Annotated in this window: 23 protein-coding genes, 1 other RNA gene and 1 pseudogene; 9 read left to right on the plus strand and 16 right to left on the minus strand. The window is 60.4% G+C overall.

The genetic code is table 11. The annotated features are described in order from the left end of the window. The first annotated feature begins 19 nt into the window (after nucleotides 1-19). Nucleotides 20-1,939 carry an ATP-dependent zinc metalloprotease FtsH gene (gene ftsH / locus DXY02_RS10260; RefSeq protein WP_114989258.1) on the plus strand — a complete coding sequence of 640 codons (1,920 nt, stop codon included), beginning with the start codon at nucleotides 20-22 and terminating at the stop codon, nucleotides 1,937-1,939. A 50-nt stretch (nucleotides 1,940-1,989) separates the two neighbouring features. Here the strand turns inward: ftsH and DXY02_RS10265 are convergent, their stop codons facing one another. Beyond that, entirely contained in the window at nucleotides 1,990-2,145 is a 156-nt protein-coding gene (locus DXY02_RS10265; RefSeq protein ID WP_114989259.1) for a DUF2256 domain-containing protein, read from the minus strand. Then, complete coding sequence (clpP, locus tag DXY02_RS10270; RefSeq protein WP_256377319.1) at nucleotides 2,142-2,798, minus strand: ATP-dependent Clp endopeptidase proteolytic subunit ClpP; 657 nt, start codon at nucleotides 2,796-2,798, stop codon at nucleotides 2,142-2,144. The genes DXY02_RS10265 and clpP overlap by 4 nt, the downstream gene beginning before the upstream one ends. Before the next feature lie 18 nt (nucleotides 2,799-2,816). Between clpP and psb29 the strand changes: the two genes are divergently transcribed. Next, the gene (gene psb29, locus DXY02_RS10275; protein ID WP_114989368.1) at nucleotides 2,817-3,464 is read left to right on the plus strand and encodes a photosystem II biogenesis protein Psp29; all 648 of its coding nucleotides are present in this window, start codon (nucleotides 2,817-2,819) and stop codon (nucleotides 3,462-3,464) included. On the opposite strand, the gene DXY02_RS10280 is transcribed toward psb29, so the two are convergent. From DXY02_RS10280 to petN, 3 genes are all read right to left on the minus strand, one after another. Continuing rightward, a complete protein-coding gene (locus tag DXY02_RS10280) occupies nucleotides 3,446-3,976 on the minus strand; it encodes a hypothetical protein (protein WP_206749640.1) in 531 nt (176 codons plus the stop codon). The two genes, psb29 and DXY02_RS10280, sit on opposite strands and share 19 nt — an antisense overlap. A gap of 15 nt (nucleotides 3,977-3,991) precedes the next feature. Beyond that, entirely contained in the window at nucleotides 3,992-4,687 is a 696-nt protein-coding gene (locus DXY02_RS10285) for a hypothetical protein (RefSeq protein WP_137024517.1), read from the minus strand. Nucleotides 4,688-4,913: 226 nt separating this feature from the next. Next, nucleotides 4,914-5,015: a cytochrome b6-f complex subunit PetN gene (petN, locus tag DXY02_RS10290; RefSeq protein WP_011364412.1), complete on the minus strand. Its 102-nt coding sequence runs from the start codon at nucleotides 5,013-5,015 to the stop codon at nucleotides 4,914-4,916. 72 nt (nucleotides 5,016-5,087) lie between these two features. Between petN and clpS the strand changes: the two genes are divergently transcribed. Beyond that, nucleotides 5,088-5,384 carry an ATP-dependent Clp protease adapter ClpS gene (gene clpS / locus DXY02_RS10295; protein WP_114989263.1) on the plus strand — a complete coding sequence of 99 codons (297 nt, stop codon included), beginning with the start codon at nucleotides 5,088-5,090 and terminating at the stop codon, nucleotides 5,382-5,384. A gap of 1 nt (nucleotide 5,385) precedes the next feature. Here the strand turns inward: clpS and DXY02_RS10300 are convergent, their stop codons facing one another. Further along, complete coding sequence (locus DXY02_RS10300; protein WP_114989264.1) at nucleotides 5,386-5,613, minus strand: hypothetical protein; 228 nt, start codon at nucleotides 5,611-5,613, stop codon at nucleotides 5,386-5,388. Nucleotides 5,614-5,687: 74 nt separating this feature from the next. Here DXY02_RS10300 and DXY02_RS10305 point away from each other — a divergent pair, with 74 nt between their 5' ends. Beyond that, a complete protein-coding gene (locus DXY02_RS10305) occupies nucleotides 5,688-5,963 on the plus strand; it encodes a DUF2103 domain-containing protein (RefSeq protein WP_006851066.1) in 276 nt (91 codons plus the stop codon). Here the strand turns inward: DXY02_RS10305 and DXY02_RS12850 are convergent. After that, on the minus strand, nucleotides 5,951-6,175 hold the full coding sequence (locus tag DXY02_RS12850) for a hypothetical protein (protein WP_206749641.1): 225 nt from the start codon (nucleotides 6,173-6,175) through the stop codon (nucleotides 5,951-5,953). The two genes, DXY02_RS10305 and DXY02_RS12850, sit on opposite strands and share 13 nt — an antisense overlap. 171 nt (nucleotides 6,176-6,346) lie before the next feature. Continuing rightward, on the minus strand, nucleotides 6,347-6,499 hold the full coding sequence (locus DXY02_RS12650) for a hypothetical protein (RefSeq protein ID WP_170951557.1): 153 nt from the start codon (nucleotides 6,497-6,499) through the stop codon (nucleotides 6,347-6,349). A gap of 127 nt (nucleotides 6,500-6,626) precedes the next feature. Between DXY02_RS12650 and DXY02_RS10315 the strand changes: the two genes are divergently transcribed. Further along, nucleotides 6,627-6,839, plus strand: coding sequence for a hypothetical protein (locus tag DXY02_RS10315; RefSeq protein ID WP_114989266.1), 213 nt, complete (start codon nucleotides 6,627-6,629; stop codon nucleotides 6,837-6,839). Nucleotides 6,840-7,170: 331 nt separating this feature from the next. On the opposite strand, the gene ssrS is transcribed toward DXY02_RS10315, so the two are convergent. The 3 genes from ssrS to DXY02_RS10330 all read right to left on the minus strand — a co-directional run bounded on the left by ssrS (nucleotide 7,171) and on the right by DXY02_RS10330 (nucleotide 9,447). Next, nucleotides 7,171-7,354, minus strand: a non-coding RNA gene (ssrS, locus tag DXY02_RS10320) — 6S RNA. A gap of 7 nt (nucleotides 7,355-7,361) precedes the next feature. Next, entirely contained in the window at nucleotides 7,362-8,522 is a 1,161-nt protein-coding gene (locus tag DXY02_RS10325) for a 5-(carboxyamino)imidazole ribonucleotide synthase (protein WP_114989267.1), read from the minus strand. A 52-nt stretch (nucleotides 8,523-8,574) separates the two neighbouring features. Continuing rightward, nucleotides 8,575-9,447 carry a carbohydrate ABC transporter permease gene (locus DXY02_RS10330; protein ID WP_170951571.1) on the minus strand — a complete coding sequence of 291 codons (873 nt, stop codon included), beginning with the start codon at nucleotides 9,445-9,447 and terminating at the stop codon, nucleotides 8,575-8,577. Nucleotides 9,448-9,508: 61 nt separating this feature from the next. Here DXY02_RS10330 and aroB point away from each other — a divergent pair, with 61 nt between their 5' ends. Next, complete coding sequence (gene aroB / locus DXY02_RS10335) at nucleotides 9,509-10,624, plus strand: 3-dehydroquinate synthase (RefSeq protein WP_114989269.1); 1,116 nt, start codon at nucleotides 9,509-9,511, stop codon at nucleotides 10,622-10,624. Here the strand turns inward: aroB and DXY02_RS10340 are convergent. Then, the gene (locus tag DXY02_RS10340) at nucleotides 10,596-11,768 is read right to left on the minus strand and encodes a class I SAM-dependent methyltransferase (RefSeq protein WP_244276264.1); all 1,173 of its coding nucleotides are present in this window, start codon (nucleotides 11,766-11,768) and stop codon (nucleotides 10,596-10,598) included. The two genes, aroB and DXY02_RS10340, sit on opposite strands and share 29 nt — an antisense overlap. Nucleotides 11,769-11,808: 40 nt before the next feature. Between DXY02_RS10340 and DXY02_RS10345 the strand changes: the two genes are divergently transcribed. Next, complete coding sequence (locus tag DXY02_RS10345) at nucleotides 11,809-12,618, plus strand: TPM domain-containing protein (RefSeq protein ID WP_114989271.1); 810 nt, start codon at nucleotides 11,809-11,811, stop codon at nucleotides 12,616-12,618. Nucleotides 12,619-12,643: 25 nt separating this feature from the next. Here the strand turns inward: DXY02_RS10345 and DXY02_RS10350 are convergent, their stop codons facing one another. The 3 genes from DXY02_RS10350 to DXY02_RS10360 form a co-directional block, all read right to left on the minus strand. Then, nucleotides 12,644-13,363, minus strand: a complete 720-nt coding sequence (locus tag DXY02_RS10350; RefSeq protein WP_114989272.1) for a glycoside hydrolase family 104 protein — start codon at nucleotides 13,361-13,363, stop codon at nucleotides 12,644-12,646. Between the two features lie 207 nt (nucleotides 13,364-13,570). After that, nucleotides 13,571-14,656 (minus strand): hypothetical protein, encoded by a 1,086-nt coding sequence (locus tag DXY02_RS10355; RefSeq protein ID WP_114989273.1) that lies wholly within the window; start codon nucleotides 14,654-14,656, stop codon nucleotides 13,571-13,573. Then, nucleotides 14,650-15,498 (minus strand): TIGR04168 family protein, encoded by an 849-nt coding sequence (locus DXY02_RS10360; RefSeq protein WP_170951572.1) that lies wholly within the window; start codon nucleotides 15,496-15,498, stop codon nucleotides 14,650-14,652. Before DXY02_RS10360 ends, DXY02_RS10355 begins: the two co-directional genes overlap by 7 nt. 53 nt (nucleotides 15,499-15,551) lie before the next feature. On the opposite strand from DXY02_RS10360, the gene nadA reads away from it, so the two are divergent. After that, a complete protein-coding gene (gene nadA, locus DXY02_RS10365; RefSeq protein WP_114989275.1) occupies nucleotides 15,552-16,484 on the plus strand; it encodes a quinolinate synthase NadA in 933 nt (310 codons plus the stop codon). Nucleotides 16,485-16,551: 67 nt separating this feature from the next. Beyond that, complete coding sequence (locus tag DXY02_RS10370; RefSeq protein WP_114989276.1) at nucleotides 16,552-16,983, plus strand: hypothetical protein; 432 nt, start codon at nucleotides 16,552-16,554, stop codon at nucleotides 16,981-16,983. Here DXY02_RS10370 and DXY02_RS12960 read toward each other — a convergent pair. Further along, nucleotides 16,984-17,210 (minus strand): annotated as a pseudogene (locus tag DXY02_RS12960) (hypothetical protein). Between the last annotated feature and the right edge of the window lie 39 nt (nucleotides 17,211-17,249).

Here is a 17,249-nt window from a genome sequence, read left to right on the forward strand (position 1 = left end):
TAACGAATTTCTTCAGCTCATGAATCAGCGCTGGCGCCTTCTTGCCCTCTGGCTGTTGCCAATTGGCGTCGTGTTGCTGATCGGCTGGCAGGTGGTGAGCAACGGAGGCATCAACGGCCTCAGCCAGGACAGCAATGGCACCACCGTCGCTCCCCGCAATGCTGCGGTGGCACGGATGAGCTACGGCCGCTTTCTCGATTACGTCGAGGCCGGTCGCGTGACAGCCGTTGATATCTACGACGGTGGCCGCAACGCTGTGATCGAAGCCGTCGATCCCGACCTCGACAACCGCGTTCAACGCCTGCGCGTTGACCTTCCTGGTCTGGCCCCTGAGCTGATCAACACGCTGAAGACCGAAGGCATCAGCTTTGATATCCATCCGCCCCGCACAGCACCTCCGGCCCTCGGCGTGCTGGGCAATCTGGCCTTCCCGCTGCTCCTGATCGGTGCCCTGATCTTCCTGGCCCGTCGCAACAGCAACATGCCTGGCGGCCCTGGCCAGGCCATGCAGTTCGGCAAGAGCAAAGCCCGCTTCATGATGGAAGCGGAGACCGGCGTCATGTTTGATGACGTGGCCGGCGTTACCGAGGCCAAGCAGGAACTCCAGGAAGTGGTCACCTTCCTGAAACAGCCCGAGCGATTCACCTCAGTGGGTGCTCAGATTCCCCGCGGCCTTTTGCTGGTCGGCCCTCCCGGCACCGGCAAAACCCTCCTGGCCAAGGCCATTGCCGGTGAAGCGGGCGTTCCGTTCTTCTCCCTTTCTGGTTCTGAGTTCGTTGAGATGTTCGTTGGCGTGGGTGCCAGCCGCGTCCGCGATCTGTTCAAGAAGGCCAAAGAAAACAGCCCTTGCTTGATCTTCATCGACGAAATTGATGCCGTCGGCCGCCAGCGCGGTGCCGGCATTGGTGGAGGCAACGACGAACGCGAACAGACGCTCAACCAACTCCTGACGGAGATGGATGGCTTTGAAGGCAACAGCGGCATCATCATCATTGCCGCCACCAACCGCCCCGACGTTCTGGACTCAGCTCTGATGCGTCCCGGTCGTTTTGACCGCCAGGTCACCGTGGACGCCCCCGACATCAAGGGTCGCCTGGCCATCCTCGATGTGCACTGCCGCAACAAGAGGCTCGAAGAGGAGCTGTCCCTCGAAAGCATCGCCCGCCGCACCCCTGGCTTCACTGGTGCAGACCTGGCCAACCTGATGAACGAGGCGGCCATCCTCACCGCCCGCCGCCGCAAGGAAGCCATCGGCTTGAGCGAGATCGACGACGCTGTGGATCGGATCATCGCCGGTATGGAGGGTCGTCCCCTCACAGACGGTCGCAGCAAGCGTCTGATCGCTTACCACGAAGTCGGTCATGCCCTGATCGGCACATTGGTCAAAGACCACGACCCTGTTCAGAAGGTCACCTTGATTCCCCGTGGCCAGGCCCAAGGCCTGACCTGGTTCTCCCCGGATGAGGAGCAAACCCTGGTCACCCGTGCCCAGCTCAAGGCACGCATCATGGGAGCCCTGGGTGGTCGTGCCGCAGAGGACGTGGTGTTCGGACACCAGGAAGTCACCACCGGAGCCGGTGGCGACATCCAACAGGTGGCGTCGATGGCCCGCAACATGGTGACCCGACTCGGCATGAGTGATCTCGGCCCAGTAGCCCTCGAGGGCGGCAGTCAGGAAGTGTTCCTGGGGCGCGACCTGATGTCACGCAGTGACGTGTCGGAATCGATCTCCCAACAGATCGATGTTCAAGTGCGCAACATGGTGAAGCGCTGTTATGACGAGACCGTAGAGATCGTGGCTGCCAACCGCGAAGCCATGGATCGCCTGGTGGAACTGCTGATCGAAAAGGAAACCATGGATGGTGATGAGTTCAAGGCTGTTCTGGCTGAATTCACCGCTGTTCCAGAGAAAGACCGCACCGTCGTAACCCTCGACTGATTCTGGGTCCAGCAATAGAAAGTCCCCGCCTTGCTCAGACGGGGGTTTTTTTATGGATTGGATTTGTTCTTGCGTCGTCGACAACGCTCGGAGCAGTACACAACTTCATCCCAGCAATTTCTCCAGGCTTTGCGCCACTCAAAGGGGCGCTCGCAGACCGGACAGATCTTGCTGGGACGGTTGTTTTTAGAACTTCCCTTCTTCAAGCAACAGCCTGAACGGGACGCTTGTCGATCACCGAATCAATCAAGCCGTAGTTCACGGCTTCGGTGGGTGACATGAAAAAGTCACGGTCGGTGTCCTGCTGGATCCGATCAAGGGGTTGGCCGGTGCGATCGGACAGTTCCTTGTTGAGGCGATCCTTGAGGAAAAGGATTTCGTCCGCCTGAATGCGGATGTCGCTGGCTTGGCCCTGGGCACCACCCAACGGCTGGTGAATCATGATCCGGGAGTGCTGCAGGCTGCTGCGCTTGCCCTTGGTGCCGGCACAGAGCAGGAAAGCTCCCATACTTGCGGCGAGGCCGACACACACCGTGTGCACATCCGGTTTGATGTGCTGCATCGTGTCGAAGATGCCGAGGCCGTCGTAAACCGAACCGCCGGGAGAGTTGATGTAGAGGTAGATATCTTTCTCGGGATCCTCAGCTTCGAGGAACAACATCTGGGCCACGATCCGGTTGGCGGAGTCACTGGTGACAGCCTCACCAAGGAAGATGATTCGCTCGCGCAGAAGCCGGGAATAAATGTCAAAGGCCCTTTCTCCCCGGCCGGACTCCTCAATCACAATGGGGATCATCTGAGCATCTTTAGGGTCGAGCAATCCTAACGGCGATGTCTGCGACGCTAGGGTTCCGGCCATTCATTCTTGGACTGCACGTTGGCCGCAAGTCAGACCATCGCCGACAGCAAACGCGCGTTTCATCAGGCCTTTCCCCACGTCATTGCGCCGCTGTACCGCCGCCTTGCTGATGAGCTGCTGGTGGAGCTGCATCTGCTGAGCCATCAAAGTCGGTTTGAAGCCAACGGGCTGTTCAGCGTTGGGCTCTGCACAGTGTTCGACACCTTCACCAAGGGCTATCGGCCTGAAGCGCAAACCGAGGCACTGTTCAGTGCCCTGTGCAGCAGCAATGGCTTCGACGCAGCGAAGCTGCGCAAAACCAACGCCTCTCTGGTGGACCAGGCCAAAGGGAAGGATCTCGAAAGCCTCAAAAGCTTGCTGTCATCCCACAGCCTCAACGAGGGCAGCCACTACTCCCGTTTGATGGCCGTTGGACTGATGAGCCTGCTCAAGGCGGCTGCAGCGGATGCCACCGGTACGGACACCGAGGCCATCGTCAAACAGAGCAAGGAACTTGCTGAGGGACTCGGTTTGCCCACCGATCGCGTTGAGAAGGATCTAACGCTGTTTGGCTCCAACAGTGAACGGATGGATCAGGCCGTTGAACTGGTGGAAGAGACCATCGCTGCCGAGAAGCGCAAGAAGGAACGTCGCTTGGAAGAGCAGGCTCAACGCACGTCCAGCTGAAGCCGAAGCCATCCGGGCTGTTGCTGCTCCGGCAGTGCCGTCATCTCAAGCTCCAGTTGAGGTGCCTTGCCAACCACCCGCGGCCAGCCCGGTCCGAGCCAACCCAAACGAGCCAATTGATCCGGTCGTGCGCGAAGGCGAAGCTGCTGTTGGCCCATCCGTTTCAGCGGATTGCTGCGGAGGTTCGGGGCATCCCCCAGGGCCAGCAGCAACTCCACCTGACCTTGGAGTGCAGGACCCTGTGACCAACCACCTTGGGGATGACCCTGGGGATCCAACCAAACAACGGCCACATGGTTTGAGGACCGACCATCGGGAGACAACAGGGGACTTTCAACCCGTTGAAACCCGCGCTTCAACAAGGCGGTGTCAACGGCATCAAGACCTCGCTTGGTCATGTCGATTTCACCAGCAGCCAGCATCAACCTGGCTTGAATCGCAGCCTGGAAACGACCACCCTCCAGCGCATCCAACCGCACAAGGACAGGTGCCTTGAGCAAAACGTCGCACAACTGCTTCGGCAATCCCTAGCGGCTGTCGAGTTGTTGGGCGAATAGTGAATTGTTGAACAAGGATCCCAGCAGCAGCTGCTGGGAAACGCTGTTGAGCTCCAGGTAAGCCGACGGCGGATCGAAGCGAACGAAATTGGCTTGGCGTTCCGGGTGGTGAACCTGCAGGGCCGCGAAAGGGCTTGAGGCCACAGGCCCTTCAGCCATCAGACGATCGCCCCGGAGCGCAACACGCAGACAGCCATGCGACACGCTCGCCAAGGCGGGAAAAAGGGAACCGCTGATCGAAGCCAAGCCTGAGGGTTGCCACTGAACGGCCGATCCGCTGGTCAGCAGCCGCAAGCAGCGCTGTTCCAGAACCGAGGGCTCCCGTCGTTTCAGCGACGGAAGTTGATCAAAACTGCTGCGGTGCAGTTCATCAGCGAACAGCAGATCCAGAGCAGACGAATGCGGTGCGGACGGAAGAGCCAGAAGGGGTTCACCGTCGTCCAGCCAGATCAGCCACCAGGTGCCGCGACCATGACGGGCCCAGCGATCAGGAGCTTCCGAAGAACCAAGCCGCTGCTGCCAGAGCTTCGGCACCAGTGCGGCGGGGTCCGCCTCAAAACTCTGAACCAACCATGCCCGCCGACTGATCTCAAACAGCTCTGCTGTTCCACGGCGATTCAGGGAAGGCGTCTTCAGGCTGGAGGTGCCCAGCAGCAGGGCGGGCAAAAAAAAGCACAACCCCAGGAGAAGGGCTGTGCAGGGATGAAGTCCAATTTGACGTCGGACGGACGGAATCAGGAGGATGACTTGGTTGAACCTTGACGGCGTCGACGATCTCTCCATTCGATCGTTGAGAGATAGATCACGGCAACGCTGACGAAGACAAGAAGCACAGCTGCCGTGACCGCCAGGGTCTGGCTGAGAAGGGGTGCGTCTTGAAGCACAGATTCGATCAGAAGTTCAGGGTGCCGTCACCATTGCGTCCCCAGACGACCATGGCGATGGAGAAACTGAACATGGCGGCCAAGGACGCCCAACCCAGAGTGAACAACATGCGCTTGACCACTTGACTGTCCGGATCCTACCTAGAGTTCGACACCTTTTCGTCCGCCCGAAGGCATCTGTCATGACCAGCTCCAGCCCAGGTTCATCAGCAGTGCTGGAGCGTCAGGGAACAACACAGCGCTACCCCCAGGCTCGCGTGATCGTTCTGGACGACGATGTGAACACCTTCCAGCACGTGGTGGATTGCCTGCGCAAGATCATTCCCGGCATGAGTGAGGACAAGGCATGGAACCTCGCCAACAAGATTGATGGGCAGGGTGCGGCTGAAGTTTGGTGCGGCCCCCTGGAGCAGGCCGAGCTTTACCACCAGCAGCTTCAGGCCGAGGGCTTAACGATGGCCCCTCTGGAACGCTGCTGAGTCAGGCCGCCGGCTTACGGCTGGCTTTGGTGAGGCGCAGCAGATCAGCCACCTGCAAACGCTGCAGCTGCTCGTCCATCACGAAACGGACCACCCGGCCAGGGCACAAGGCCAGGCCCCGAACCTCCGTTCCGTGCACCTCAGCGGTGAGCATGCGGGCCTGGGGGCCGCAGGCATCCTGCAGCGGTCCGCTGATCACGTGGCGGAGAGCGTCTACTGATTTCAGCATCACAGCCCCGGAGCGCTCTCTCTGGCATAGCCAAAGTGGCTAACTTTCACCAGTTCTCGGGTTTTCATTCAGCTTTGGGCCGGGTCGTCATCACCCACAGCACCTATGTGGACGGCTTGATCCCATGGCTGAAGGCCCTGTCCCACGAGACGGAGATCCAGACGATCACCCCTGCCGTGATCAGCCGGGTGCGTGGCCGCAGTCCTGAACTACAGCTGAGGGTGTCCACCCCGATCACAGGGGGATACAAGCTGGTGGCCCGCAAGGGGACATCCGCCCAGGAAGTCTTTGTGGTGACCTCAATGAGTCGGCCAGACCTGGAACAGGCCGTCCTGCATCACCGCCCCTGAAGGCGATTGCCTGACTCAAATCCAGCAGCACGACAGGCCTGAGGATGACCATCGGCAACGCTGGGATCTCGGGCACAGAGTTCAGCGCAATCGGATCGGCGGAAACATTGGGGAAGGATGGCCCGGCATGCGACTTCAGCGTCATCCGGCAAAAAGGTGACAGCGTCAGCCGCGGGGCTGCCGAAACAACCCACAAGCGGTGCGCTTACCACCAGGCCGAAAACAGATGAAAAGAAAGAAACCAGCACGGAAGGATGAACAATGAAGCGATGCGGAAAAGTGATTCTCAACAACACCGACAGCCAACCAACTCAATGGGAGAGACAACTGGGTTCCCTCGGTTCATGCAAAGTGGTATCAACAATTGAGATCAACCAGCGGCATTAATCATTGGAGTCAGATGCAGGAATCTTGAATTCCATGAACAGCGCCTCCGCATCAGCATAATCTTTCTTTTCGCGCAAATAAAAAACCTGAGCTTTCCACCAATCCCAGGTTTGCATTTGGATCATTTCGTCCAGGCGTGGATCACGCATCTCAGCACTGCAACCAAACAAACGCTAAGGACAGGAAAAGCGCTGACAAGCTTTGTTCACACAGCCGTAAGCATCATCGACTACACAACAGCACAGGGGTAGCCTTGAAAGCTGCAGCGATCGATCCATGCCCCTCGAAATTGCCGTCAAACAAGGGCAACAAACGATGGAGAGCATGGGCAGTTTCGAAGACCTCGAAGACGCTTTGACCGAATTCAACGAATTGATCAACCGTCGAAACTGGCATCAGAGCGTGACCACCATCTCGCTGACCGACACCGATAAAAACAAATGCCTCGCCCAGTACGCGCTCCAGGAGTTCAACCACTCCGAAAACTAGCTCCACCAAAAATCTCCACTCCAACCCAGACGAACGTATCTAGAGTGCAATAAGAGCGAAAAATTTCAGCATGAATGGCAAACTACTGGTGATTAGCATCGGCTCATTCTTCCTTCTGTTTTTTGTGGTCGAGTCTTGGCTGATGAGGGGCCTGCCCCACTAACGAAGCTGAAACCTTTTAAAGCAGCACCTAGAGAGAAGGCAAAAAAGTCATCCGGTAAACCAAGCCCAAAAAACAAAGTTTCAGAATATTGACGCAGAAACTTGGAGATATTGATTGTGTGATGGCTTGGCGAAGTCCAAGGCACCCACCACATTCATCAAGCGAAGGGGGTGAACCGCCATGCCGTGCGAGCCCCAGTGGTCGACCTGGAAGAACCAGAAGGGGCGACAAAGTGGGGTTTCGTTTCCGGCTGCATGGCCGGTCTACGTCACCGTCACGACAGTCTCCCCAAGTCGAAAGAGAGTCAGATCAGAGCACTAGAAAAAGGCCGTCACCAACACAGCAGTTCGCTACCAACCCTAGTCCTGACTCTCGCTCTCGAGGGGCCAGATCCGGCGAATGGCGGCAAGTGCTGACTCAGCCTCATCGCGCCGCTTGAGGAGCGTGTCACCCTCAAGCAGCAGCGTCACGTGCCCCAACTTGCGGCCCGGTGTTTCCGGTGACTTGCCGTACCAGTGCAGGTGAAGCCCCGACATGGCCTGCAGGGCCTCAAGCCGCTGATCCAAAGGAGGATGACGCTCGGGGTCGAGGCCGAGCAGGTTGACCATCAAGGCACCACGGCTTTTGAGCTCGGGATCAGGCACGGGAAGACCAGCCGCGATGCAGAGCTGCTGATCGAACTGACTGCTGGTGCAGGCCTCGATTGAGTAATGCCCGGAATTGTGGGTGCGTGGAGCAATTTCATTCACCTGCAGGCCAGCGGGCCCATAGAAAAACTCCAGAGCCAGCACCCCCACATAGCCGAGCTTCGTCATCAGAGAGGCCTCCACGTTGTAAGCCAGGGCAGCCACCGAAGGATCCACGGGAGCAGGGGCCAGAACCCAGTCGCAGACTTGTTGATGTTGGTGGGTTTGCACCAGCGGAAAATGGCGGATGCGGCCGCGCTGATCGCGGCTGACCACGAGAGCCAACTCCAGCTCGTAGTCCACCCAGGATTCCAACAACCAGTCGTCGGCAGGGACCGCCCGCAACAACTGCGCCAGGCCATCGATGTCGCGCAACACCACCGTGCCCTTGCCGTCGTAACCACCACGGGAGGCCTTGGCCATCACCGGAAAGGTCCAGCCCTGAGGAAGCGCGGGCTGGGCCGGTGAAATCAAACTGAGCGGACACCAGGGCGGGCTCGGGATCGCCAGTTCGTCGAGCAGCTGGCGCTGCGACAACTTGTCGACCAGGGGCGAAAGCGCCGCCAGCGAGGGCTGGAAACGAACCCCCTGCTGCTCCAGCGGCAGAAGGGCATCGATATTGACCCACTCGTTCTCGAAGGTGATGCCGTCACAACCCACCACCAGCTCCCGGGTTCCTGCCACATCCCGGGGATCCGCTGCCACGAGGCGCGAGGCCAAACCAGCCGCGGGATCAGCTGCATCGGTCGTTTGAACAGCGATGGGAACATCGCGTTGCGCGGCGGCCTGCACAAGCATCCGTGCCAGCTGACCACCTCCAACAACGCCGATCATCGTGTCCGAGCTGATGTCCGCAGCTTGCCAGTTTGCAGGGTCGCTGACAGCGTCAAATCAGGGGGCGATCGCCGGCAAAGGCCAACCGGATCATGGTGAACAGCAACACCAACAGGAACAGCGCCAGGCCCAGGGTGCAGGCGTAGCTGATCTCCAATTCGGCAAAGGCCTGGTCGTACACGTAATAAACGATGGTTCGGGTGGCATCCGCAGGACCTCCCTGGGTCATCAGGAACACTTCCTCGAATACCTTCGTGGCCGCGATCGACGACACCACGGCGACCAGGGTCACGTAGGGACTCATCAAGGGCAGGGTGATGTCGAGATGCTTTCTCCAGCCCTCGCTGCCATCCAGCTCCGCAGCCTCATAGAGCTCCTGGGGAATGCCCTGCAGACCCGCCAGAAAAATCACCATGTAATAGCCAAGCCCCTTCCAGAGGGTCACTAACGTCACGGCGGGCAGTGCCAGCTGCGGCGTTGTGAGAAAACCAATCGGGCTGAAGGCATCACCGAGCAGGGCACTCAACCATCCATTGATCAGTCCGTTCTCGGCATAGAGCCAGCGAAAGGCGATGGCTGCAACAACGATCGACACCAGCACCGGGGTGTAGAAGGCGCCCCGCAGAAAAGACCGACCGGGCAGCCCCTGGTTGACCAGCACCGCCAGCGCCAGCGCCCCCAGAACGATGGGAGGCACCACACCAACCAGATAAAGGAAGGTGGTGACCAGCACCTGCCGCGCCATCGGATCCGACAGCAGGCGCTCCAGGTTGGCCAAACCAACAAAACGCAGGGGTTCACTGACATCCAGCCCCGTGGCGGTGAAACTCATCACCAGAGCCATCAGGGCCGGCACCAGCACCGACAAACTGATCAGCACCACAGCCGGCAAAAGGAACGCCCAGGCCGAAAGGGAGTTGCGCACTGATCTTTCGCGCACAGGACCAGCGACACTGTTGCGAGAGTAGGTGGGTTCCAACGGTTTCATGACCACAATCACCCCGTTGCATCACATCCGCGTTGCGCTGGAGCGCAACCCCTACGACGTGGTGATTGGAGACGGCGGCCTGGCCAGGCTTGGTCAGCAGATGCTGGACGCTGGAGTGCAGGCGGGTCGGCGTGTGCTGGTGGTCAGCAATCCGGATGTGGCCAGCCCCTATAGCGACACCTGCCTGAACAGCCTCAGAGCGGCAGGTTTCAGCGTGGAGTTGTTGGTGATTGACGCCGGCGAAACCCAGAAGACACCAGCCACGGTGGCGGAAATCCACGATGCTGCTTACAACGCCAAGCTCGAACGCAGCTCCCTGATGGTGGCCCTCGGCGGCGGCGTTGTGGGAGACATGACCGGCTTTGCGGCAGCCACCTGGCTGCGGGGCATCCAGGTGGTGCAGGTGCCCACAACCCTGCTGGCCATGGTGGACGCGTCAATCGGTGGCAAGACCGGGGTCAACCATCCCCGCGGCAAAAACCTGATCGGCGCCTTTCACCAGCCGCGGCTGGTGTTGATCGATCCCTCCACCCTGAACACCCTGCCCGAACGCGAGTTCCGGGCCGGCATGGCTGAGGTGATCAAATACGGAATCCTCGGTGACACGGCGCTGTTCGAGGAATTGGAGGCCTGCCCCGACCCGAGCACGCCCGCTGGGCTTGGATCGGAACGCCTGAGCTCGATCCTGCAGCGATCGGCCGCGGCCAAGGCCCGGGTGGTGGCAGCCGATGAAAAGGAGGGTGGCTTACGCGCGATCCTCAACTACGGGCATACCTTCGGCCATGTGGTGGAGACCCTCTGCGGCTATGGCACCTGGCTGCATGGCGAGGCGGTCGCCATTGGCATGGTGGCCGTGGGTGAACTTGGCGTGCTGCGGGGCAGCTGGAGTCGCGACGACGCCGAGCGCCAACACCGACTGATGGACAGCGCTGGACTGCCCACCGCCTGGCCCGATCTCGCCGCCGATGCGGTTCTGGACAGCTTGCAGGGGGACAAAAAGGTGCGCGACGGTCGCCTGCGCTTCGTGATGCCCACCAGCATCGGAACCGTTGAGATTCGCGATGACGTCAGTCGCGACGAGATCCTCAGCTGCCTTGAGCGCCTGAAAGGCTGAAGCCATCTTCAGGCAATCCGCGCCGGTAGGTGAGCCAGCGGAACGCACCGAGCCCCGCGGGGTCCACCAGGCGAAGCAGGGCTTCACGCCGTTGCAGGGCTTCTGCCAGCTGTTGGCCCGGTAGCTGCTGCAGTCCATGCAGACGCTCTGCAAGCCCCAAGGCCAGCAGGGCCTCGCCCTGCTTCGCCTGATCACCCACCATCCAGCCGTTGCGCTGAGCCGCCTCATCCACAAGCTCAATGCAGAGGTGGGCCGTGAGGTCCTGCTCGCCGGGCTGATCCAAGGGCGACAGCCCCGCCTGCTGAGCGCAAACAGCCATCAAGGTGCCGTCGGAGCGCCGGGCGGTGAAATAGCGCTGGGCCTCCAGGGCGTAATCAATCGCCAGCAGCACGCCCGCATCCACGGCAGCCGCCGCCGCAGCGAACCAGTCGGGCAATGCACTGTTCCACTCCGTGGTCCACCCCTCTTCGGCATCGGGGGGCGGCAACTGAATGCCGCCTTGGCTGCACACACGCCTGATCTCCTGGTGCAAACCATCGGGGAGAGGCCGATGCGTCGTTCGCAAACCACCGTTTGAAGCGAGCTCCACCCACTGCTGCTGGAGGGATCCCTCCCGCCAGCTCAAACGCTCCACCGGGAGGGCATCCAGCAACTCATGGGCGATCACCACCCCATGAACCGGAGCGCGGCGCAACTCGTCCAAGGAACACCAGCGCATCGGCAGATCGTCTGCCTCCTGCAGCAGAGCCTGTTGCCGCCGTCGCATGCCGGGATTGGCCTCCACCAACACCAATTCGATCCGAGCCAACAGCTCTGGATCAGCACCACGCAACGCAGCAACGAGATCCCGGGCCAGATGGCCTTCGCCAGGGCCGATTTCCACGATCGACAGGCGTTGATCCGGATCACTTCGGGACATCGACGTCAGCCAGGCCAGGATCTGAGGAGCCAGAAGGGCTGCGAAATCACTGCCCAGCGAGGGGGAGGTGACGAAATCACCCTGGGCTCCGATGCGTGCACGGCCTGAGCCGTAATACCCGTGCTCCGGCTCATTCAGAGCCAGATCCATGAACCGGGAAAACGGAAAGGCACCCCCCGCCTGATGCAGATGCGTTGCCAACCAGTCGGGACAGGACGCAGCCATCGGTTCCATTGGAGAGAATGCCGGTCGCTGCAGCAGTTCCATGGGAACACATCACATCCGACATCTGTGGAGCCTCGTCGTGGTGGCTCTGGTCAGCCTGGGTGTTCTGGTGACCCCGGCTGAGGCCTACGACAACCCGGAGCTGCTGCCGGATCACCCCACCCCGGTGATCGACCTCGCCAAGGTGTTCAGTGACAACCAGCGGGCCCAGCTGGAAGCATCCCTGGCGGATGTGGAGGAACGCACCGGCTGGAAGATGCGGGTGTTGACCCAGTACGAACGCACACCAGGTCTGGCCATTCGCGAGTTCTGGGGGCTGGATGAAAGCAGCCTGCTGCTGGTGGCCGACCCCCGCGGCGGGAACCTGCTGAACTTCAACGTTGGCGATGCCTACTTCGCGATGATGCCGCGCACTTACTGGGTGGAGCTGCAGACCCGCTACGGCAACCAGTACTACGTAAAGGATCACGGCGAAGACGGAGCCGTGCTGGATGCCCTCAATGCGGTGGAAATCTGTCTGGACCGTGGTGGCTGTCAGGTGGTGCCTGGCCTTCCCCAGGAACAGTGGCTTTGGACGCTGACCACCTCAATCTTTGGCGGTTTGATTGCTGGCTTTGCGGCTTATCCCCGCAAGGAGGGCGAAACCATCGCCTGGGCATGGTTGCTGTTGCTCTCACCGCTGTGGGTGATGCTGTTCGGCGTCTTCGGCGTTGCCCCTGTGATCACACGCACGTCTGAAGTGATGCCCCTGCTACGCAATGGAGTCGGCTTCCTGGCGGGAGGCATCGCCGCGTATCTGATCGCCCAGGCCACGGTTGGTCGAAAGCTTCAGAACGACGCCGAAGGCTGAGGAACGTCGAGAAACGTGAATGCCGTCAGAGCAGGGTGGCGCATTCAATGCGCGACCCGGTGCAGAGAGCCGGAGGGGGAGTGACGAGCGCCTGGCGCTTGACGTCACGCAGACGCCGCAACTCAGCCAGGTTCACGTCATAGAAAGAACGCAGTCGTGCGTATTTCTTGACGGGTTGGCCGTAGTAGCTGCGACCGGCGAGGGTTGGAAACGACGCCCATTCCGGAGCCAGCATGGCGGCGAGCAGCGGGCTGAGAACGCCGGTATCGGTCAGACCCAGGGCTTTGCGCCGCTGAATCAGAAACAACGCGCCCTGATCCTGAGCCTCAGGGCCGAAACCGCGCACGCCGATGCTGCGCTGAACCAGATTCCAGGTGAAGGGCATGAACTGGTAAGCCCCCGCGGCTGCACTGGCGTAGCGGGAGCTGTAGATCACCCGGTTGGGATGCCGGTCGAGCGATGGCATCAAGCCACCGCCGAACATCACCCGATAGCCCACATCCAGACCACCTTTCCAGGTGCCTTCCGCAAAACGGATCGTGTTGAGCATCGCCCGACGTTCGGGCGTAATCACGTAGGGAATGGCCCGGCTGGGCTGGAAGTCAGAGGTATGGATCAGCTGCGCCCGAGAGGCGGGGGGGAGCAGGCTCGCCTGGGCAGGAAGAAGGGAACTGAGGGCAGGCAGAACTCCGACGATCACGGCCGCATGAAGCGTCTGACGACCGATGAATGCAGAGATAGCCATAAAGAGCGTTCAAGGAGCATGCCCTCGAAAGAGGACGATGAGCAGATCAGAAGCGGATGAAATGCTCGAGCGGAAAAAAAATCCACACGAGATGACCTTCTCGAATTAAAGGCTCAAATCAATAGGTATATATGCCAGTCAAATAATCGGCCAGACCACTAACAGGCAGGCAAATCAGCTCAAAAAGATGATGAAAAAGACCAAAAATTAAAAACGACTTGCAACCCAACCCACCAGTGCCAGAGCGGCTTCTTCAGCCCCTGATGCAGAAAGAGGGGCTTCGCTTGGCGCCAACAACGGCTGGTCCAGCTGCCATGCGCCGGTGTCCAGCTCCTGACGGCTGAGGCAACGGTGCTGGCCGTGGCGACGCAAACCATCCATCAGCGCCGAAGCTTCGGCAAATCCGCTGCGCTCCACGACGTGCATCCCAACCCGTTGGGCCATCGCCTCGCAGAAGCTGCTGAAACCCGGCTTGCCCAGAAAACGGGAGCAACGGCCGAGCACATCGACGGGGCGCAGCCCATCCGGCAGAAACGTGAGGTTGGGGAGCGCCGCCAACTCAGGCGCTTGCGAGGCATCTGCTGACGCCGGAAGCAGGAAATGGTGGTTGGGCCAGAGCTGAAACACATCCCGCGAAAGGGACAAGCCCAGGCCTCCAAACCCCACCAACACCAGGGGAGAATCCTGAGCATCAAGGCAAGCCTCAAGATCCGCCGGAATGGGACGCGGGCTGGCGCAAACCAAACCGAGCCTCTGTTCAGGCAACCCCCAATGCATGGCGAGGTCAAACGGGCAGCGCAGCAACAGATCACCGCAGCGGTAGGCCTCAGCGGCAGCATCGGCCCAGCGTTGGAAGGCAGAGCCCAAGGGGCGATAGATGTCATCCCACCCGAAATTGCTCATCCACACCAGAGGTGCATCGAGGCGCTGGGCCAGGGCGGCTGCGGCCGGTGGAATGTCCCCGATGATCAACACCGGCTGCCCCTGCGACGCAAGCCAGAGAGCCTCAGCCTCGATCAGAGCCGGCAGCCGTTGCTCCAGCTCATCCAGGGCCATGAGGGTGGTGGCGCAATCCACACCGAGCGCGTCGGCCTGCACCATGCCCACATCCCATTGACAGGACCGCTGCTCAATCGCTGCATCCCCCAACAGCAGGTTGAGTACGGGGGAGGGCAGACCCGAGCTCATCACCAAGGTCCACTCAGGACGCAAACGACGCAGGTGCTGGAGCACCGCAGCATCGCGAGCCGCATGGCCGAAGCCATGGCTGCTGCTGCAGAAATAGATCAGCACGGCGACGGAGCATCGATCGGCAACTGCTCCTGATGGATCAACTCAGCATCGGGGGTATACCAGCGATGGGCGAGCTGCGTGAGGCGGGCCCCCTGGAATTCAGCCCAGGAGAGATGCAGAAGCGATCGACCTTGCCCATCCACACCTGAACGGGGCACACAGGCGGCATTGATCAGCGCGGTTCCATGGCGATGACGCAACAGGGTCTGGCGGAAACCAGAGCCGCGCTTGAGGGCATGGTGCATGTGCCCAAAGATCACCAGATCGGCAGGTCGGTCTTTGGCCATGCGGTCCAGGGCAAGGGCCAGATCCTGATCCCCCCAGTCCACTGCCGGCGTCTTCCAGTCGCGTCCGCAGGGACTGGCGGCCTCGGATCCCAAGCCTGAGGGACCGCAGTGGGCCATGACGATCAGGGGCTGATCAGCGGGTACATCAGCGGCGGCCTGCACAATCCGCTCGGCCGAAGCCTCAAGCGACACCGGGCCGTACACCGCCTCCACCGCTTTCGATAGGTGAAAACCTCCACCAGCACTGCAGGGACGCGCACCCACAACCGTCAACGGGAGCTCCGGCCATTGAATTGAGCGCCAAGCGCAATGGAGATCGCCGAGCACAGCGCGTTGTTGCTCGAGGATGCCGCCACTGCGATCACGCCCGCGGTCGTGGTTCCCCAGGATCACGGCCACGGGGAAGGAAAGCCGCGTGATCCGGCGCGTCAGACGCAGATCCCCATCAGCAAGATCACCAACGAAAAGAACAGCGTCGGGCTTGAGCCGCTGCAGCAGCTGCTCATCGGCGTCGCCCCAGGCGCCGTGCAGATCACCGGCAATGGCAAGTCGCAGGTGCTTCAGAGCGAATGCCTAGGCTGTGGCCATCCTGCCCCGAACCGGTCCTGATGAGCGCTGACACCGCCCTTGTTGCGGCGATCAACCGGCTTCGCCAGGACCGCAATGCCGTGATCCTGGCGCACTACTACCAGGAGTCGGAGATTCAGGACATCGCCGATTTCGTTGGTGACTCCCTGGAGCTGTCGCGCAAGGCCGCCAGCACCAATGCAGACGTGATCGTGTTCTGCGGCGTGCACTTCATGGCGGAGACCGCCAAGATTCTTTGTCCGGAAAAGACTGTGGTGCTGCCGGATCTAGAGGCCGGATGCTCCCTGGCGGACGACTGCCCCGCCGATGAGTTCGCCCGCTTCCGGGCAGAGCACCCCGACCACTTCGTGGTGAGCTACATCAACTGCACGGCCGCAGTGAAGGCGCAAAGCGATCTGATCTGCACCAGCAGCAATGCCGTTGATCTGGTGAATCAGCTGCCTGCCGATCAGCCCGTTCTGTTCGCACCCGATCAGAACCTGGGGCGCTGGGTTCAGCAACAGAGCGGTCGCGAGCTGACCCTCTGGCCGGGACGCTGCATCGTTCACGAGACCTTCAGCGAAGAAGCCGTGCTGGCCCTCAAGCACGAACATCCCGGGGCTGAAGTGATCGCCCACCCCGAGTGCCAGCAGAATCTGCTGGACCTGGCGGATTTCATTGGATCCACCAGCAAGCTTTTGAATTACGCCGAACAAAGCTCCTGCGACAGCTTCATCGTTCTGACGGAACCGGGGATCCTGCATCAGATGCAGCAGCGGGTTCCTGAAAAAACCCTGCTCGACGTTCCAGGGATCGATGGATGCAGCTGCAATGCCTGCCCCTACATGCGGCTCAACACCCTTGAAAAACTGAAGGCATGCCTGGAGACCCTCACTCCTGCAATCGAGATGGATGAATCGATGCGTCTGAAGGCCATGAAACCCATGCAGCGCATGCTCGAAATGAGCCGGTGACGCGCCAACAGATCAAAGAACGACGCGGTATGCGAATAAATTTTCGATAATCCAGCCCCTGTGATTCATGGCCCCCGTCATCCAGCCCGAGGGCATCAGGGTTCTGACCTTGATGGCAGCGTTGGCGGGGACGTTGTGCACCGCAGCGACTGCACAACCGTGGAACCAACCGATTCCTGAACCCGCAACGGAGTCCACAGAACAAACAATCAAGTTGGCCGAGCAACTCAACACGGTGGGCGCCAGGTTTTTTGGAGCCCATTGGTGCCCCGCCTGCAAAGAACAGATGAAGCTCTTCGGCAAACAGGCCGGAGCCAACCTGAACTACGTGGAATGCGGTCTGCCCGACAAGTACCCCGACCAGCTCAGGCAGTGCAGGGATGAAAACATTCGATCCATCCCCACCTGGACACGGCCGGGATCGACGCGGCTCCAGGGTGTTCAATCGATCAACACCCTGGAGCTCTGGAGTGGCCTAAGGCCTCAGCCACTGAATTGATTACTTCTTACGGCAATAGCCAGCGCCAACATTCATCCAACCGGAGGGGCAGGCTTCACCGTTGGTGGGCTTCATCTCGTAGTAGATCGGAGAAACACAGGTGGTGCCCAGGGTGTTGACGTAACCCAGGGGGCATTGGTTGTGGCCTTGGCCTTGGGAATCTTTTTCTGAGCCAAAGCGGAACTGTGCACAGCCAGGGCTGAAACAAACAGAGCGGCAGCGAGCAGCTTCGTGGCAAGCGGGTCGAACGCGCTCAAGGTATGGGC

It is taken from the genome of Synechococcus sp. N19 (genome assembly GCF_900474045.1).
Lineage (GTDB): Bacteria > Cyanobacteriota > Cyanobacteriia > PCC-6307 > Cyanobiaceae > Parasynechococcus.

Bases quoted from the DNA above. Each gene is read 5' to 3' on its own strand.
- ftsH (WP_114989258.1), top strand. From the start codon at position 20: ATGAATCAGCGCTGGCGCCTTCTTGCCCTCTGGCTGTTGCCAATTGGC.
- clpP (WP_256377319.1), bottom strand. From the start codon at position 2,798: ATGGCCGGAACCCTAGCGTCGCAGACATCGCCGTTAGGATTGCTCGAC.
- petN (WP_011364412.1), bottom strand. From the start codon at position 5,015: ATGTTGTTCACTCTGGGTTGGGCGTCCTTGGCCGCCATGTTCAGTTTC.
- clpS (WP_114989263.1), top strand. From the start codon at position 5,088: ATGACCAGCTCCAGCCCAGGTTCATCAGCAGTGCTGGAGCGTCAGGGA.
- DXY02_RS10300 (WP_114989264.1), bottom strand. From the start codon at position 5,613: ATGCTGAAATCAGTAGACGCTCTCCGCCACGTGATCAGCGGACCGCTG.
- DXY02_RS12650 (WP_170951557.1), bottom strand. From the start codon at position 6,499: ATGCGTGATCCACGCCTGGACGAAATGATCCAAATGCAAACCTGGGAT.
- DXY02_RS10315 (WP_114989266.1), top strand. From the start codon at position 6,627: ATGCCCCTCGAAATTGCCGTCAAACAAGGGCAACAAACGATGGAGAGC.
- DXY02_RS10325 (WP_114989267.1), bottom strand. From the start codon at position 8,522: ATGATCGGCGTTGTTGGAGGTGGTCAGCTGGCACGGATGCTTGTGCAG.
- aroB (WP_114989269.1), top strand. From the start codon at position 9,509: ATGACCACAATCACCCCGTTGCATCACATCCGCGTTGCGCTGGAGCGC.
- DXY02_RS10340 (WP_244276264.1), bottom strand. From the start codon at position 11,768: ATGGCTGCGTCCTGTCCCGACTGGTTGGCAACGCATCTGCATCAGGCG.
- DXY02_RS10345 (WP_114989271.1), top strand. From the start codon at position 11,809: ATGGGAACACATCACATCCGACATCTGTGGAGCCTCGTCGTGGTGGCT.
- DXY02_RS10350 (WP_114989272.1), bottom strand. From the start codon at position 13,363: ATGGCTATCTCTGCATTCATCGGTCGTCAGACGCTTCATGCGGCCGTG.
- nadA (WP_114989275.1), top strand. From the start codon at position 15,552: ATGAGCGCTGACACCGCCCTTGTTGCGGCGATCAACCGGCTTCGCCAG.
- DXY02_RS10370 (WP_114989276.1), top strand. From the start codon at position 16,552: ATGGCCCCCGTCATCCAGCCCGAGGGCATCAGGGTTCTGACCTTGATG.